The 17,345-nt window shown below is 64.9% G+C and carries 14 protein-coding genes; 5 read left to right on the top strand and 9 right to left on the bottom strand.

The window, feature by feature from the left end; genetic code table 11:
* From BM113_RS12945 to BM113_RS12935, 3 genes are all read left to right on the top strand, one after another.
* Positions 1-753, top strand: a complete 753-nt coding sequence (locus BM113_RS12945) for a uroporphyrinogen-III synthase (protein ID WP_089788495.1) — start codon at positions 1-3, stop codon at positions 751-753.
* 127 nt (positions 754-880) lie between these two features.
* Complete coding sequence (locus tag BM113_RS12940) at positions 881-1,972, top strand: CapA family protein (protein ID WP_089788494.1); 1,092 nt, start codon at positions 881-883, stop codon at positions 1,970-1,972.
* 81 nt (positions 1,973-2,053) lie between these two features.
* A complete protein-coding gene (locus BM113_RS12935; protein WP_089788611.1) occupies positions 2,054-3,523 on the top strand; it encodes a RecJ family nuclease in 1,470 nt (489 codons plus the stop codon).
* Between the two features lie 27 nt (positions 3,524-3,550).
* On the opposite strand, the gene BM113_RS12930 is transcribed toward BM113_RS12935, so the two are convergent.
* Entirely contained in the window at positions 3,551-4,303 is a 753-nt protein-coding gene (locus tag BM113_RS12930) for a CehA/McbA family metallohydrolase (protein ID WP_089788493.1), read from the bottom strand.
* A gap of 727 nt (positions 4,304-5,030) precedes the next feature.
* Positions 5,031-5,426 carry a hypothetical protein gene (locus BM113_RS12925; RefSeq protein ID WP_029601430.1) on the bottom strand — a complete coding sequence of 132 codons (396 nt, stop codon included), beginning with the start codon at positions 5,424-5,426 and terminating at the stop codon, positions 5,031-5,033.
* Positions 5,427-5,532: 106 nt separating this feature from the next.
* Here BM113_RS12925 and BM113_RS12920 point away from each other — a divergent pair, with 106 nt between their 5' ends.
* Positions 5,533-5,850, top strand: a complete 318-nt coding sequence (locus BM113_RS12920) for a DUF5783 family protein (protein ID WP_089788492.1) — start codon at positions 5,533-5,535, stop codon at positions 5,848-5,850.
* Between the two features lie 475 nt (positions 5,851-6,325).
* On the opposite strand, the gene BM113_RS12915 is transcribed toward BM113_RS12920, so the two are convergent.
* Positions 6,326-7,594 carry an amidohydrolase gene (locus tag BM113_RS12915; RefSeq protein WP_089788491.1) on the bottom strand — a complete coding sequence of 423 codons (1,269 nt, stop codon included), beginning with the start codon at positions 7,592-7,594 and terminating at the stop codon, positions 6,326-6,328.
* Positions 7,595-7,780: 186 nt separating this feature from the next.
* Here BM113_RS12915 and BM113_RS12910 point away from each other — a divergent pair, with 186 nt between their 5' ends.
* Positions 7,781-9,226, top strand: a complete 1,446-nt coding sequence (locus BM113_RS12910) for a metallopeptidase TldD-related protein (protein ID WP_089788490.1) — start codon at positions 7,781-7,783, stop codon at positions 9,224-9,226.
* Between the two features lie 43 nt (positions 9,227-9,269).
* On the opposite strand, the gene BM113_RS12905 is transcribed toward BM113_RS12910, so the two are convergent.
* The 6 genes from BM113_RS12905 to BM113_RS12880 all read right to left on the bottom strand — a co-directional run bounded on the left by BM113_RS12905 (position 9,270) and on the right by BM113_RS12880 (position 17,287).
* On the bottom strand, positions 9,270-10,319 hold the full coding sequence (locus tag BM113_RS12905; protein ID WP_089788489.1) for an ABC transporter ATP-binding protein: 1,050 nt from the start codon (positions 10,317-10,319) through the stop codon (positions 9,270-9,272).
* Position 10,320: 1 nt separating this feature from the next.
* The gene (locus BM113_RS12900) at positions 10,321-11,373 is read right to left on the bottom strand and encodes an ABC transporter ATP-binding protein (RefSeq protein WP_089788488.1); all 1,053 of its coding nucleotides are present in this window, start codon (positions 11,371-11,373) and stop codon (positions 10,321-10,323) included.
* Positions 11,374-12,357: an ABC transporter permease gene (locus BM113_RS12895; RefSeq protein ID WP_089788487.1), complete on the bottom strand. Its 984-nt coding sequence runs from the start codon at positions 12,355-12,357 to the stop codon at positions 11,374-11,376.
* A gap of 2 nt (positions 12,358-12,359) precedes the next feature.
* A complete protein-coding gene (locus tag BM113_RS12890) occupies positions 12,360-13,337 on the bottom strand; it encodes an ABC transporter permease (protein WP_089788486.1) in 978 nt (325 codons plus the stop codon).
* A gap of 51 nt (positions 13,338-13,388) precedes the next feature.
* Entirely contained in the window at positions 13,389-15,050 is a 1,662-nt protein-coding gene (locus BM113_RS12885; protein WP_245758049.1) for an ABC transporter substrate-binding protein, read from the bottom strand.
* A gap of 842 nt (positions 15,051-15,892) precedes the next feature.
* Positions 15,893-17,287 carry a M28 family peptidase gene (locus BM113_RS12880; protein ID WP_089788484.1) on the bottom strand — a complete coding sequence of 465 codons (1,395 nt, stop codon included), beginning with the start codon at positions 17,285-17,287 and terminating at the stop codon, positions 15,893-15,895.
* Positions 17,288-17,345 lie beyond the last annotated feature (58 nt).

Here is a 17,345-nt window from a genome sequence, read left to right as displayed (position 1 = left end):
ATGAAAGACGCCGCCGACAGCCCGACCGTAGCCGTGTTTCGCCCCGACGACGAACGCATCGAGGACGCGATCGGTCGCCTCGAGTCGCTCGGGGCCGAGCCCGTCCCGGACCCGATGCTCGCCGTCGAACCGACCGACGCGACGCCCCGGACCGACGCCGACTACGTCGTCCTGACGAGCAAGACCGGCGTCGAACTCGTCGCCGACGCCGGCTGGGAGCCCGGCGATGCGACCGTCTGTGCGATCGGCCCCGCGACGGCCGACCGGCTCCGGACGGCGGGGTACGCCGTGGATCTCGTCCCCGAGGAGTACACCTCGAGCGGCCTCGTCGCCGCGCTCGAGGGGCAGGTCGACGGCGCGCGCGTCGAGGTCGCTCGCAGCGACCACGGCAGTCCAGTGTTGCTCGAGGGGCTCGAGGCGGCGGGCGCGTACCTCCACGAGACGATCCTCTACCGGCTCGTCCGTCCCGAGGGGAGCGGCCGCTCGGCCGAACTCGCCGCCGAGGGCGAGCTCGACGGTCTCTGTTTCACTTCGTCGCTGACCGTCGAGCACTTCCTCGAGGCGGCCGCTGACCGCGGCCTCGAGGAACGGGCCCGCGACGGGCTCGCGGACGCCGTCGTCGGCGTCATCGGCGAACCGACGGCCGAGACGGCCCGCGAGCACGGCCTCGAGGTCGATCTGGTCGCCAGCGAGGCCACCTTCGAACGGCTCGCGACGGAGACGGTCGACGCGGCGTCGGCCGACGGCGAGTGACCTCCCGGCGGGCTATTTCAACCGGGAGCGTGAACACGGGATCGATGAGTCGAGGGCAGCGAACGCCAACGCGAACGGGGAGACGGGGAGACACCGGCGCGGTCCCACGGCCGCGACCGGCGAACCGATGACCGGGAGCCGCCGCCGGTTCCTCGCGGCAGCGGGAGCCGCGGTCCTCGGCGGCTGTACCGCGCCCGCGGCCGGGCCGATCGAGTTCGAGGCCCACGAGCGCCACGGGACGACGATCGGGTTCGTCGGCGACGCCATGCTCGGGCGCGACCTCGAGGACCGCTACGGGAGCGGTCGAGCCGATCCGGCGAGCGTCTGGGGCGATCTTCGACCTCGATTACAGTCGCTGGACGGGGTCTGCTGTAACCTCGAGTGTTGCCTGTCGACGCGGGGCGAACGGTTCCCCGACCGGACCTACTACTTCCGGGCCGATCCCGACTGGGCCGTCCCGGCCCTCGAGGCGGGGAACGTCCGGTTCGCGTCCCTGGCGAACAACCACATCCTGGATTTCGGACCGACTGCGCTTCGGGACACCGTCGACGCGCTCGCGGACGCGGGGATCGGGTTCGCGGGGGCCGGCGAGCGGCCGGCGGCGGCCCGCGCGCCCGCGACGGTTTCCATCGGCGACGTCGACGTCGCAGTCGTCTCCCTCGCGGACCACTACGCGGAGTACGGCGCGACCGACGACCGCCCGGGGACCGCCTACGTCGAGACCGATCCGGACGTTCCCGACACCAGGCGACTCGTGAGCGCGGCGCTCGAGCGTGCCCGGGAAACTGAGCCCGACCTGCTGGTCGCGTCGGTCCACTGGGGGCCGAACTGGGTCGAGTACCCCGACGACGATCTGCGGGCCTTCGGCCACTGGCTCGTCGATCAGGGCGTCGACCTCGTCCACGGCCACAGCGCCCACGTCGTCCAGGGGATCGAGCGCTACGGCGACGGCCTCGTGCTCCACGACACCGGGGACATCGTCGACGACTACGTGATCAAGGAGGACCTGCGGAACGATCGCACGTTCCTCTTCGAACTCGGCCTCGAGGACGGGAGCCCGGCGGAACTCCGCCTCGTCCCCGCCGTCATCGACGATCTGACGGTCTCTAAGGCCGACGAGGACGAGGCGGCGTGGCTCCGGGAGACGATGCGCGACCGCTCCGCGCCGTTCGGGACCGAGTACGAACGCGACGGCGACACGCTCGTCCTGCCGCTGTAGGCGGCCGAGGGTCGTTCCCCGTTCTCGGCGCTCGAGGGGCGATCCGCGGGTTTATGAGCAATGCCGCCCCAGGGTGTTCCGATGCCAGGGCCGGTTCCCGAACTCGAGGATCGTGCGGTAGCGTGCGCCGAGCGCCTGTGTTCGGCCGACCGCGTGTTGCTCGCTTCGCATATCGACGCCGACGGGCTGACCAGCGCCGCGATCGCCGCACAGGCGCTCGAACGTGCGGGACTGCCCTTCGAGACGGTCTTCGAGAAACAGCTCGACGAGGACGCGATCGCCGCGATCGCGGCGACCGACTACGACACCGTCCTCTTTACGGACTTCGGGAGCGGCCAGCTCGACGTCATCGGCGACCACGAGGACGCGGGCGCGTTCACGCCCGTCATCGCGGACCACCACCAGCCCGCAGATCGGGAAACGGAGTACCACCTCAACCCGCTGCTTTTCGGGATCGACGGCGCCTCGGAACTCTCGGGTGCCGGCGCGAGTTACGTCCTCGCGCGTGCACTCGCGGACGTCACGGAAACGACGACGGCGGTCGCAACCGACGGCGGCGCTGCGAGCACGGCGGCCCGCGCGGACAACCGCGACCTCGCCGCCCTGGCCGTCGTCGGCGCCGTCGGCGACATGCAGGCCTCCGGCGGCGAACTCCGGGGCGCGAACGAACGGATCGTCGAGGAGGGCGTCGACGCCGGCGTCCTCGAGACGGGCAAGGACCTCGCGCTTTATGGAAAGCAGACCCGGCCCCTGCCGAAACTGCTCGAGTACGCGACCGACGTAGGGATCCCGGGAATCTCCGGCGACGAGGACGGCTCGCTGCGGTTCCTCGAGGATCTCGACCTCGAGTTGCGCCGCGAGGACGGCGAGTGGCGCCGGTGGTCGGGGCTGACCAGCGAGGAGAAACAGACCGTCGCCAGCGCCCTGGTCAGGCGCGCCGTCTCGCGTGGAGTTCCCGCGAAGAAGATCGACCAGCTGGTCGGGACCAGCTACGTGCTCAGCGCGGAGCCGGTCGGTACCGAACTCCGGGACGCAAGCGAGTTCTCGACGCTGCTCAACGCGACCGCCCGCTACGAGCGCGCCGACGTCGGCCTTGGGGTCTGCCTGGGCAACCGAAGCGACGCGCTCGAGCGTGCACGCAAACTCCTGCGGAACCACCGCCGGAACCTCTCTGAGGGGATCGACCTCATCACCAGAGAGGGCGTCACCCACGAAGAGCATCTCCAGTGGTTCCACGCGGAGGATCGCATTCGCGAGACGATCGTGGGCATCGTCGCCGGGATGGCGATGGGCAACGAGGGGATCAGCCGCTCGAAGCCGATCGTCGCGTTCGCGGAGAAAACCGACGATGAAGTGAAAGTGTCGGCCCGCGGGACCCACGGTCTGGTCCGGGACGGCCTCGACCTCTCGACGGTGATGACCGAGGCCTCGCGGGCCGTCGACGGCGACGGCGGCGGTCACGACGTCGCGGCCGGGGCGACGGTCCCCGCCGGGCGCGAAACCGAGTTCGTCGAACGGGCCGACGAGATCGTGGGCGAACAACTGTCCTGACGACTGCTACCGCTATACCGTATACCGCTACGTCCGGTCCATCGAGGCCGGAACCGTCGGAACGAGCGGCGCACGCGAGGTCAACACGTACGCCGACTTGCGAACGGCACCTTTCGCGTACTGGACCGTGCTCTTGTGAATCGGCGTGCGCTTCCCGCGGATCTGGGTGCGGCCCTCGAGGATGGCCTCGACGAGTTCGTCGCCGTCGATGTCCGCCTTCGTGGGGTTCTGGGCGTCCGGCGAGACGAGTATCTCGGTATAGGCTTTGCCGACGTTCGGCAGGTAGTGGGCGTCGCTCGCGCCGATCTCGGGGTATCCCCGTCGGCGGGCGAACGTCCGCGCTCGCCGGTTCCGGTAGCCGGTAAACAGCATCGAGTTGTAGGTCTCGATCGCGTCGACGCCGTCGACGTGGCGTTTCCGGACGCCGTGGCGACTGCGCTGGAAAGGATGAGGAACGACCGCGATCCCCCCGAGTTCCCGGACCGCGTCGACGGTTTCCGAGAACGGACGCCCCGGATCGGGCCGCTTTTCGACACCGATCGCGAGGAGGTGGCCGTGTTTCGTCGACACTTCGACGCCGGGGATGCCGATCAGCCCGTATTCCGGAGCGATCTCGGCCGCACGGAGGGATTCGGCGATCCGGTCGTGATCCGTGATGACGATTCCGTCGAGTCCGATGTCCGCCGCGTGTTCCAGGATGAGTTCGATCGGTTCGTGACCGTCGTAGGACTCGTCGGAGTGGACGTGAAAGTCGATCGCAAACGGAATGTGGGTCGTCATAGCGGGGTTGATTACCGCTAATAGCCCGTTGCCCCGCATAAACACTCTGTTGCCGGTCGCGGACGGATTCGATATAGCAATAGAAAGTTTATGTCGGGGTTGTGCTGCCAGATTGGCCCCGCAGTATCGAACAGCCAGGTTTAGCGGACGGGAGACACACCGCCGGGGAGTGCATGGAACGGCACCGGGAACGCCGATGGCCGCTCGAGGGACGGTGCCCCAGTTCGAAACGCGGAGATCGTTCCCCACGCGAGACATGGCTCTGATTCCGCGGTCAGCCCAGCACTTCGACAGGAACGTCCCCACTGACGCTCGTGGCGTCACTCGACGTGGGGCCACTCGAGGTCGTCGATCCGTCGCCGTCTCGGATCCCCGGTCAGTCCACATTGCGGACATGCACGCGCGATCGAGCCGTTTCCTGACTGATACGGTCTACTGTCCGTCAGTTCCGGCGCACCCACGACCCGGGCGGCGGGTGCGCCGGAAATCGGGACAGCAATCCAAACCCCTGGTTCGTGCGACACACTGGGTAAGCCGAACACGGTGCATGGGACCGCGGTTCGACGGCGCCCTCGAGATGCGCCCGACGAAAACCGAGGCCGTGCAGTCGACCTCGGCTCGGAGACCATCGATCGCCGGCCAGCGAAGCGAACGAGCCGATTTTCGAGCGCTGCACACAGCTCTCCGAACCGGGCCGAAAACGCAGCATAAATCGTATAGAACGATACTAAATGTCCGTCGGCTCCGATGGTTCGTCCGGAACGTGGTCCGAGAGCGAAACCCGATCGAGGACCCGGCGAATCTCCATCGGATCGTCAAGGGACTCGACGGCCTCGTGGACCCGACGCATGCACTCGAGGATGCCGTCGACGGCGGCCCGGCGCGTCGACACGCGGCCGATTTCCTCCGAGACGGACCGATCGCCGAGCGGGTACCGGTACCGGAGTTCCCAGCACTGGCCCAGCCCGAGGCCCGGGTGACAGTGATCGGCGGTCGTCCGGTCCGCGATGAGTTCGAGCGGTGGGCGAGTGTACCGGTACGCGAACGTGCCCTCGCCGAGTTCGGTTTCGCCCCACCCCGGCGGTAACGCCTCCGGGGGAATGGGCGGATTGTCGGCGACCATATAGGGCGAATCGCCACCGCCCGGGGTCATCGTTCCGCTTGCGAATGCAACCGTCGTCTTGACGCCGACCGTCCGACTTTTGTCCTCGCTCGCGTTCGTATCGAGTATGACGACGTTCGATCCCGAGAAATTCGAAGACAAGTACGCCCACTACTTTACCGAACTCCAGCAGGCGTACAAGAACGCGTTCAACCGGATGAACGACCGCTACGACTCCGAACTCGTCCACGCGATCGACCAGCAGGTACTGAACGAGAGCGAACCCTTCTACGAGGGTGACGGCGAATTCCGCGTCGAACTCCCCGAGGACCCGTACGACCGGCTCTCGAACGTGCTCGTCGAGCGAGAGCGGTTCGAGGAAGTGCTCGAGATTCACGTCGAGGAGATCGAGACCGAACTCGAGCGGGTTTTCGAGTTCGACTGATCGAAGGGCCGACAGCGCGGTTTTGGAGTTCCCCGGTCCCGAAGAAGTGACCGTGGTTCGGCGGTTGCTGAGTCGACACGTCCGAAACTGAAACGGTTTCCAGCCGGAAGCTGTGGCGTGTTATCCCCCGAACGAGGACGCCGGCCATGGTGCTGACCCGGCGAGAAACGCAACGTCATCGAGGTCGTGACGACTGGGTCGGAAACGGCAGTGGCTCCGGCTGTCCGGAAAACCAGGCCACTTCCGAGTCTCCGGCGACGCTGCCCCAGTGCCGGGATTTCGGAAGGAAGAACGTTTGAGCAAGTCTGCTCGAGTCCGACCACGGGACCGACCAGTTCGCCCCGCTGACGGTTACGACCAGCACGGCGGAGTCGCGAGTCCACGGATCCACGCCATCGGAACACGACGACGATCAGTTACGTCGTCGTCGGTCTCCATCGTTACCACGCCGCTCGCCGGTTCGAACGCCGCCGGCTCAGGTGAGCAGTTCGACCGTGTCGACGAGCACGTCGACGCCGATGTCGATGGCCGTCTCGTCGATGTCGAAGTACGCCGTGTGGTGGCCCGCGGAATTACTCGCGCCGATACCGAGGTACGTCGCGGTGCCGCCCTGCTTCTGGACCCGGCGGATGAGATACGAGGCGTCCTCGCTGCCGCCGAACTCTTTTCTGATTATCTCGTCGACGGCTTCGGTCGCCCGTGCCGCTGCTTCGACGCGTTCCGTCAGAGCGTCGTCGTTCTCGAACGTCGTCGTCTTTCCGTAGAGGCTCGTCTCGTAGTCCACGTCGTGCATCGTCGCCGCACCATCGATCACCTCGCGTGCACGCTCGAGCATGTACTCGTTGGCGTCGTGGGTTCCGCCACGGACTTCGACGCGCATCGTTGCCTCTTCACAGATGACGTTCTGTGCGTTGTCGGCGCTTACGCGGCCGACGTTGATCCGGGTCCGTTCGTCCCCGTGTCGTGCAATGCCGTACAGGTTTCCGATCGCCGCCGTCGCGGCCTGAAGCGCGTTTCGTCCGGCGTTCGGCTCGCGGCCCGCGTGTGCCGGTTCCCCGTCGAACGTGACGTCGAGTTTGGCGTTCGCGAGCGGTGCGTCGTAACTGGACAGCACCGTCCCGGTCGGTTCGTCGAGTCCGACGTGTACGGCAAGCAGGTGGTCGACATCGTCGAGGTGGCCCGACTCGGCCATCGGCTTCCCGCCGCGACCCCCCTCCTCCGCGGACTGGAAGAAGAGTTTTAGCGTGCCGTCGAATCCGTTTCCGGCGAACTCGCGGGCGACGCCGAGCCCGATCGCTGCGTGTGCATCGTGGCCGCAGGCGTGCATTTCCCCGGGATGAGCGCTCGCGAATCCTTCCCGGGCCGGTCGATGGTCGTCGTCCATCGCTTCCTGCATCGGGAGGGCGTCGATGTCGGTCCGGACTCCGATCACGGGGCCGTCACCGAACGTCTTCGTCGCGATAACGCCGGTGATGTCGCCCATCTCGTCGAGATACTCTTCAGGCGCTCCCTCGTTACGGGCGCGCGCTCGAGCCGCGGCGACGTCGTCCGCCGGCGGGACTCCCAGTCGTTCGTCGGGATCGACCGTCTCCGAACCCAACAGCACGTCGTATCCGAGATCCTCGAGTGCGTCCGCGAGCAGTGCCGTCGTCCGGAACTCCTTCCAGCCCGCCTCCGGATGCGCGTGGAGATCCCGTCGAACGTCGCGAAGAGGAGCCTCAACGAACGTGTCAAGCGTGTCCATGACAGTGACTCTCAGAGGGCGGTGAAAAAACATTGGTTGGCGGCGAGTCGATCGGTACCGGTCGTTCCTGTCGGGCTGGGTCCGGGTTTCCCGTCTGTAACAGGCAAGTTACTGTCCTGTCGTTCCCGACGAGGGTCCCCCTCGTCGTGACGAAGATTCAAGTTTCGAGACCGGAAACGGGGACCAATGAGCGAACGGGGGGACGTCGTTGAGGCGGTCGACGAACTGCTAACCATTCTGGAATCGGACGACGAAGTTTCCTTCGCGGAGGTCGGCGGAATCACGAGGAACGCGACGGAAGTCGTCGTCACCGAAACCGGGGTGCGAAGCGACAGCGAGTGGACGACGACCGGCGTCTGGTGTCGCGTCTTTGCCGGTGGTTCCGCGGCGTATCGGTTCACGAGCGACCTCTCGTCGAATGCCCTCTCCGACGCCGCGAGTCGCGCCACGACCGGTGGCAACCAGCTCGCTCAGTCGGCGCCCGAACGCGTCGACGTCGAATCGAGTCACCGGGGCGTCCACGACGGCTGGGCCCGCGAGTCAGTCACGGACCGCTCCCTCTCGGAGAAGCGTGCGTCCGTGGAGGCCGCCCTCGAGGCGGTCGAGACGCCACTCGACCGCGCCCGAATAACGTACGCCGACGAGCGCGTGGACCACTCGATCGCGACGACCGCGGACAGCGTGGTCCGAACGACGGTCGATCGGGCAAGCGTGGACGCGACGGTCGCACCCGTCGACGGGCCCAAGCTCCGGCGTCATCACGGCAGTACTCGCGGCGCAGCGCTCCTCGACCGCCTTCCGAACCTCTTTGCGGAGATCGACCGCGACGCGAGTACGATCGCGAGCGCAGCCACAGCCGATCCGCCGTCCGGGCCCACGACCGTCGTGTTGAGCCCGTCTGCGACCGGACAGCTCTGTCACGAGATCGGCGGGTATCTCGCGGCCGACGTCGCGGCGTTCGGATTTTCCCCGTTCGAGCCGGGCGACCGGGTGACCGACGCTCCGTTGACGATCGACGATGGAATTCGGCCGGGGTCGTGGGCTGCCACAGCGTACGACGCCGAGGCTCGACCGACCACGCCGGTCCGACTCGTCGACCAGGGGCGAGTCGAGTCGTTCCTCCACGACACGACGACGGCTGCAAAAGCCGAAGAAATCCCGGCCGGCAACGTAATCCCGGCGATCGGGTTCGAGCAGGCCCCCCGAATCCATCACCGCCACCTGAACGTTCACGCTGGAGCGGCGAGCAGGGACGAACTGCTGGCCGATGCGGACGTGTACGTCCGCCGCTTCGGGCCGGCCTTCTACCGCGACGAGTTCGAACGAACGCAGCGCAACGGTGCGATGCCACCGAGTTCGCTGTACGCTCACGACGTCGCGGAACGGATGGGCGACTGCCCCGACGCCGGGACGGTCGAACTCCCGATCGCCGAGGGGTTCCTCGTCGAGGACGGCGAACTCGGTCCGGCCGTCGACTCGACGGTGGTCTGGACGGCCGACGCGCTCGAGACGATCGACGGGATCGGTGAGACACGCTCGACCGTGACGGGCGTCGCGTCGAAACACAAGTCACGGCTCCCGTACGCCGTCACGGCACCCGCGATACGGCTCGACGTCCGGTGTGAAAACTGAGTTCTGAGTTCTGAGTTCTGAGTTCTGAGTTCGCGATCGAGGGCTACGATCGCTCTCCACAACTGTCGTACAGATGACAGGCGACCTCACGGTCGTCGTCGAACTCCGCCTTCCGTTCGAGCGAGGGCGACTCTGTCTCGCAGATGTCGCCGATGTACTCCGAACACCGGCCGTGGAACCGGCAGCCGGAGGGGACGTCGATTGCGTCCCCGACCTCCCCGGCGAGTTCGACGCGCTCGCGTCCCACGTCGGGGTCGGGAACGGGCACCGCGTTGATGAGCGAGCGCGTGTACGGGTGCTGTGGGTTCTCGATGATGTCCTCGGTGGCTCCTTTTTCGACGATCTCGCCCATGTACATGATCGCGAGTCGATCACACATGTGCCGAAGCAACGAGAGGTCGTGACTGATGTAGACGACGGACAGGTTGAACTCCTCGGTCATCCGCTCCATCAGCGACAGCACGCCCGCGCGCAGCGAGACGTCGAGCATGCTGACGGGTTCGTCGGCGACGACGAAATCGGGATCCAGGACCAGCGCTCGAGCGATGGCGACCCGCTGTCGCTGGCCGCCCGACAGTTCGTGGGGGTACTGATCGAAGTACTGGTCCGGTGGCTGGAGTTCCGCGAACTCCAGGGCTCGCCGGATGCGAGCGGTTTCGTTCTCGATGTCGTGGATCCGCAGCGGCTCGGCGAGGGTGTCGTACACCGTCATGCGGGGGTTCAACGACTCGAACGGATCCTGAAAGATCATCTGTGCGTTCCGTCGGAACTCGTCGAGTTCCTCGTCGTTGGATTCCGTGAGGTCCATCCCCCTGAACTCGATCCGGCCGTCGGTCGGCTCGTGGAGTTTCACGAGGGACATTCCCGTCGTCGTTTTGCCACAGCCTGATTCGCCCGCGAGCCCGAGCGTCTCGCCGCGCTCGAGTTCGAAGCTCACGCCGTCGACGGCGTGGACGTAGTCCGCTTCCTTTCCCATGGTCGCACGGAGGAGGCTGGATATCAGACCCTCGTCGACCTGGAAGTGTTTCTGTAGCCCCTCCACCCGAAGGAGCGGGTTCTCGTCCGCGCCGTCGGGAGATTCAGCGTCGCTCATCTCAATCGTTCACCTCCGCGGCCGTCCGGGCGGATCGAGCGGCCTCCGTGTCCCGCCACGTTTCGGGGTCGTCGGCCCGCGAACGGAAGCCGTCGTCTATCTCGTCGGCGTAGTGGCAGTACGTCCGGAGGTCGCCCTGGTGGTGCGGCTCGGGCTCGGTCGTCCGACACTCGGTAGTCGCCATCGGACATCGCTCCGCGAAGCGACAGCCCGACGGGGGGTCGGTCAGTTCCGGCGGGTAGCCGGCGATCGACAGCAGATCCTGATCCGACTCGCGAATGTTCGGGAACGCCCGCTTGAGACCGATCGTGTACGGGTGATACGGGTTCCCGAATATCTCTTCGACGGGACCCTCCTCCGCGATCTTGCCCGCGTACATCACGATCACGCGGTCGCAGGTCTCCGCGACCACGCTTACGTCGTGGGTGATCACCATCATCGAGGAGTTGATGTCCGACTGGATCTCCCCGATACGTTTCAGGATCTGGTCCTGCATGATCACGTCCAGTGCCGTCGTCGGCTCGTCCGCGAGCACGAGCGACGGTTCGAGTGCAAGCGCCATCGCGATCATCGCACGCTGTCGCATCCCGCCGGAGAACTGGTGTGGATAGTCGTCCGCTCGCTCGGGGTCGAGACCGACGAGATCGAACATCTCGGCGACGATCTCGTTGGCCTCCGTTCGGCCCGTTCCGGGGCGATGCGTCTCGATCGCCTCGACGATCTGCTCGCGGATCGTGTAGACGGGATCGAGCGCGTTCATCGCCGACTGGGCGATCATCGATATCTCCTCCCACTTGTGCCGACGCCGTTCCGCGTCGGACATCTCCGTGAGATCTTCACCCTCGAACTCGATCGAGCCGTTGTTGACGTAGCCCTCGTCCGGGAGGATGCCGATGATCGCCTTCGCGAGCGTGGTCTTTCCACAGCCGGATTCGCCGACGATACCGAGGTTCTCCCCTTCTTCGATGGTGAACGAGACGCCGTCGACCGCCTGTGCCGGTGCCGTTTCCGTTTCGTAGTAGACTTCTAGATCCGAAACGTCGAGTACTGACATTTATCTGAGCTCCGGGTTCGTGATCTCTTCGTACCCGCGGCCGATCAGGAACCCACTGATGACCACGAGACCGATGCAGATGCCTGGCGGAATGAACCACCACCAGGCACCGAAGTCGAGCGCGGAGTACGCGCGCGACGACTGCAGCATCGTCCCCCACGAGACGGTGTTGGGATCGCCGAGACCGATGAACGAGACTCCGGCCTCCGCGAGGATGGCCCACGCGATGGCGAATGCCCCGTAAAGGAACGACAGTGGGAGGACGTTCGGTGCGAGATGCCTGGAAATGATGTGCCAGTCGCTCGCACCGGCAACCTGTGCCGCCTTGACGAAGGGGCGCTCCCGCAGCGACAGCGCCTGTGACCGGATCACCCGCGCCGTCGACCGCCACTGGAGCAGGATGATCGCCAGGAGGATGTTCCACAGGCTCGGCCCCAGCAGGGCGACGAGAATGATCACCGTCGGCAGGAGCGGCATCCCGTACAGGAAGTCGACGATCCGCATCAGCGTGTCGTCGATCTTGCCGCCGTAGTAACCCGCCGTCAGCCCGACGAGAGTGCCGATTCCGGCGGTGAACACTGCCGCCACCAGTCCGACCAGCAGGGCGGCACGGGAGCCGTACACGAGTTGACTGAAGATATCGAACCCTTCGGCGGTCGTCCCGAGGAGGTACTCCGACTCCGCCGACATGAACGACGGCTCCGCCCAGTCGACGATGATGATCCCCGCATCCCCCTCGTACTGTCGGGTGAGCGGCCCGTGGGGCGCGATGAACGGTGCGAACACGGCGACGGCCATGAAGAAGGCGATGGTGATCATGGCCAGCCGAACCATCAGGTCATCCGTGAGCATACGCCACTGTTCCGTGAGCGTCTCGCGCCACAGCCGCAGGTTTCGCCTCCAGCGGTCGACGCTTTCGTCCTCCTGGTCGACGTCTCCGTCGTCGATGTCCGCGAAGATCGATGGTTTGTCCTGTGTTGCCATGGTTACTCGTAAGTCACCCGTGGATCCAAGTAGCCGTACAGCAGGTCGGCGACGAAGTTCAGGATGATTATCGTCGCGGCGAGCACCATGAACGTGCCCTGCGCGACCGGGAAGTCACGCCGCAACACGGCGTTGACCATCTCCCGTCCGAGCCCGGGCCACCCGAAAACCGTCTCGATGAGGACGCTTCCGCCGACGGCGTAGCCGAGCGCGATCGCCGCAGCCGTGATGATCGGTAGCAACGCGTTCCGTGCCGCGTGCTTGAACATGATCGCCCGCTCGCTGAGCCCTTTCGCGCGGCAGACGTCGATGAAGTCCTGCGAGAGCACTTCCATCATGCTCGAGCGCATGATCAGGAGCGGGTAGCCCATGTAGTAGAACGCGAGCACCGCTGCGGGAGCGGCGAGGTGATGCAGGAAGTCGAGGGTGAAGATCCGGGCCCAGAACGAGTCGTACGTCTGCCCGGCCGCCCCCATTCCGCTCATCGGGATCACACCGAGCGTCGCGCCGAAGAGCCACAGCACGATGAGCCCCACGTAGAAGGTGGGCAGGCTCCGTGCGGTCAGCGCGGTCACGACGGTCGTCTTTTCGAATCTGGAGCCGCGGTACCATCCGGTGAGCACGCCGAGGACGATACCGAGGATGTACGCGACGACGAACGCGGACAACATCAACACCAGCGTGTTCGGGAGGTACGTCCAGATCACTTCACGGACCGGTTGGTTGGTGTGGAACGACTGCCCGAAGTTGAGAGTGAGCGCGTTCTCGAGGAAGCGCATGTACTGGACGTACAGCGGCTCGTTGAGGCCGTAGCTCTCGATTACCTGTTGTCGTGCCTCCGGCGTCATCTGCGCGGAGACGACGAACGCCGTCGGATCGCCCGGCATGAGACGGAACAGGAAGAACAGCACGGTTCCGACCGCCCAGAAGGTCACGCCGAGCTGGAGCAGCCGTCGGACGACGAAACTTGCCTTACTCATATTCGATCGTATGTATTATCATTAAATCTGAATCGCACCGCAGTCGGGTTCCTATTCAGCCAGGAAGTGAAGCATGCCGTCCTCGTCGTACCCGTAGCCGGCATCCTGGAGTCGTTCGATCGCGACGTCGACACCCTCCTCGTACCGGGGAACGTCGTCCGTGTGGAGCGGACCGAACGCTTCGGTAACCACGTTGAACCCGGGCTCCGGAACGCCGAAGAGGATCTGGTCGACGATCGCCGACCTCGGAACTGCGTTGAACGCTGCCTTCCGGACTTCGGGATCGTCGAGTCCGTCGCTGCGCTGGTTGGGCGTGCAGTGCCAGAACGAGGTGGCCGGGAGCGACTCGACGCTGATCTGGTCTTCATCCCGGTTCTCGTCGAGTTGGCGGTCGATCCGGCCGAACGGCTCGTAGTTCAGATCACCGTTACGGAGGTTCTCCCACACCGTGGACGTCTCCGGAATGATCCGCCAGAACCGCTGCTCGAAGTCGACCGGCGCGAAGTGGTCGTCGAAGCGTTCGAGGCCCAGTTCGGCACCCTGATCCCAGTAGTCGAACTGGAGCGGGCCCGAGCCCACGGGCTCTTGGACGTTCACCTGGCTCGGTTCGTCGCGGTCGGCCCACCGGTGTTCGGGAAGGATCGGGATCTGCGTGCCGACGAGCAGGTTGAACGGACCGAGGGGGTTGTCATCGGGCATGTGGATCCGGACGGTGCTGTCGTCGACCACTTCCGCTTCGTCGATGAAGTTCGACTGGACCGAGTACACCGGCACCTCGTTCTCGCTGATGTAGTTGTAGCTGAACGCGACGTCCTCGACGGTGAGTGGCTCGCCGTCGTGGAAGGTGTGGTCGCGGATGGTGTACTCCATCGTCGTCGCATCGACCCGCTCGTAGTCGGTTGCGAGACTCACGTCGGTGTTGATCTCGCCCTCGTTATCGAGGCGGACGATGCTGTCGTACATCACCGAGAAGTTGTACGTATGCTTGTTCTCGTCGTTGTGACCGAGAACGTTCATCGTGTCGAGCGCCTCCGGCCAGTACCCCTTCAGGGTGTCCTCGCCACCCTGCATCTCGAGGTTGATCATGGTCCAGTAGGAGTTGAACCCGAGCGGAAGGTCGGCCTCCCAGTTGTCGACCTCCTCGTTGTTGTACACGGCCAGGAACGGCATGTCGACGACCGGCATCTGCGGCAGATCCTCCATCAGCGTCCGCTGGAGATCGTGGATCAACTCGATCCGAGTGTCCGCGTCGGGCTCCTCGAGGTACTGATCCATCAGGTCGTCGGCGTCGGGGTTCTCGTAGCCGGCGAAGTTCCCCTCGCCCGGATCGGTGTTCTCGGAGTACATCGTCGAGTTGAGCTCGAGCACCGGGTCGATGGTGAAGAACGTGTGCCACGTCGAGAAGTCGTAATCGTACTCCACGTCGACGCGATTGAACAGGGTCCCCCACTCCAGCACCTCGACCTCCATGTCCAGCCCGATCTCCCCGAACTGGTCCGCCATGAGGTTGATCGCGTCGTGGCGTGGCGGATTGTAGCTCTGTGCGTTGTTGAGAAACTGGTACGTCGGCAGTTGCTCGCCGAGTTCGTCGGGATCGGTCGCCTCGACGTCGGCGCCGCCGTCCTCGTCTTCCTCTTCGTCATCCCCGGCACCGAAACAGCCAGCAGTCACGGTAAGCCCGACCAGGCCCGCCGTTGCGCCTGCTTTGGTCAAAAATTTTCTTCGGTTGGTTGCTTCCTTGTATGACATACTCTATCAAACCAGTGTTCCTGCGGTTAATAAGTCTACCGATCAGAATGTCAAATGTACTTAAACAGTGGGGGATGGCTGAAAGAGTTTTAAGATATTATATATGATGCAGTAGTACTTTTGGTGAATATATTACTGCACCGCACTATCGTCTACTCAGTTACGACCCATATCGTCCTCGACATCGCTTTCGGCCCGTGCGGCCCGCCTGACGTCCACGAGGTGTCGGCGATACTCCCAGTATCCGCCGCCCAGCAACAGCCCTCCCAGTACAGCCCCGGTGACGGGGTCACCGCGAAACCAAAACCAACCGACTGCAGTCGCTGCAGCAAACACCGAGAGACCAAGAGCGATCTTCGCACGGCCTCTACTGCGTGCAACGTCTACCATATCACTCGCTATGCCTCTCGCGTCGTCGGTCCTCGTTTCGGTTCTCCGGTCGGGATTCCCGCAGACGGGTTTCGGTACTCCTCGGGCGTCGCCGGACTCGGGGAACGGATCCGCTCCATGATTTCGGTATTCCAGACTCCATCAGGTAAACTCCTCCGCCGTCGGTCGCCGAAGACGAGGCCATCACACCACCCTCGAGCTCTCCGTCTCAGGGAAAGCCGGACGTGGGGCTGTTCGTCTGCCAGCCTACGATCGTCCGGGCCCAGAACGATGCTCGCGGTGCAACCCATTCTCCAGTTTGTCATCTAGTTGACTATTTACTATCGATTTCTACTGAACGCGTACGCCTGACTGCACGGCGTCATTGCGGTCACAAACCGTTTGAGCGGCCACTGTACAGTTTCGGCGCCAGGCACTCACTCGGTCCGGTCGCTCCACGGCCACGGACGTGGCTCACCCCACGGCCACGTTGCCGTCGCCTTCATTCCGACGTCGTACCCTTCCTCGATCGCCTCGGCGCGGATCTCATCGCTCGGCCGGGCCTCGACCGGCCGATCCACTTCTGCAAGCTTCGCAACTCCGGCAGCAGACAACACTGACAGGTCACGCAGGTCACGAGGATCGAGTTTGTCGAACGTGTCCCCGTGTGTGTGTCCCCATCCCCGACCGCTGCCGTCCGACCTCGATCTGGCCTGGGCGCCGGCGACGCCCCGCTGAACGAACGGCCAGTGATCGCTGTGGGGACGCAATCCGTCCTCGATCTCGATCGGGATCGCGAACTCGTCGCTCACCTCCGCAAAGGCCTCTCCGATCGCTTCGATCCCGTGCGTGTGGATCTCGAGATTTCTCGAGTAGCCCGCCCCGTCGGCGTTGACCACGCATTTGACGCGGTCGAGATCGTGGGTGTGGGTCCAGTAGTACGACCCGTACAGCCCGGTTTCCTCCGCGCCGAAGACGACGAGTCGCACGCGGGTCTCGAGGTCCTCCTCGATCGACGCGAGGATCCGCGCTACGCCGACGACGAGTGCGGATCCGAACCCGTTGTCGTTCGCACCGGTGCCGACGTCGTGTGCGTCGACGTGAGCGGTAAACAGCACTTCTTCCTCCGTGTCGGGGCCGACGACCGCCTCGACGTTCGCGGAGGTCGCGGGTTCGTTTCGTGCCTCGACCGACAGCGTCGCTTCGATCCCACTGTCCCCCTCGGCGTCCTCACAGTGCCGAGCGAGACGTACCCCAACCTCCTTGCTGAGGCCGACCGCCGGAATCGGTCCCGGGCCGTCGACGCGTCCGATACCGCCGGTCGGCGGGAGTGCACCCTCGATGTGATTGTAAAAGAGGAACGCCTCTGCCCCCGATTCGGCCGCGTAGCTGTACTTCTCGCTCCGGTGAACCCATCGACCGTAGTCATCGGGGGTAAGGCTCGACGCCATGGCGATCGATCCCGAGAGATCGACCCCTTCGAAGTCCTCCGGAAGCCCGTACCCCATGTCGACGATCTCGCCGGTAACCTCACCCGAAGGCGTCCCCGGCAACTCGACCAGTTCGTGCGAATCAGCGAAGGTACTGTCCCGACGTCCGTGATGAACGCTCAACGATGCCGTCCCGCGCCACCACCCCGGGATCGGAAACGACGTCTTCGTGACGTCCTCGAGTCCGGCTTCACGAAACGCATCCGCGATCAGATCCGCACCGATCCGCTCACCCTCGTGGCCCGGCATTCGGTCGTCGAGATCCGAGAGATCGGCAAGGAGGTTCCATGCCGTCGTATCCGTGTACGCCTCACCGATCACCGATGTGGGAAGGAATGTCATGAGATGTGAGATATAGCTGGCGTTGATTTCAATCTACCGGACCATTTTAAATCGCGTC

It is taken from the genome of Natronobacterium haloterrestre, assembly GCF_900112205.1.
Lineage (GTDB): Archaea > Halobacteriota > Halobacteria > Halobacteriales > Natrialbaceae > Natronobacterium > Natronobacterium haloterrestre.
Note: the sequence above shows the minus strand (reverse complement) of the source record. Positions and strands in the feature narration are given on the sequence as shown.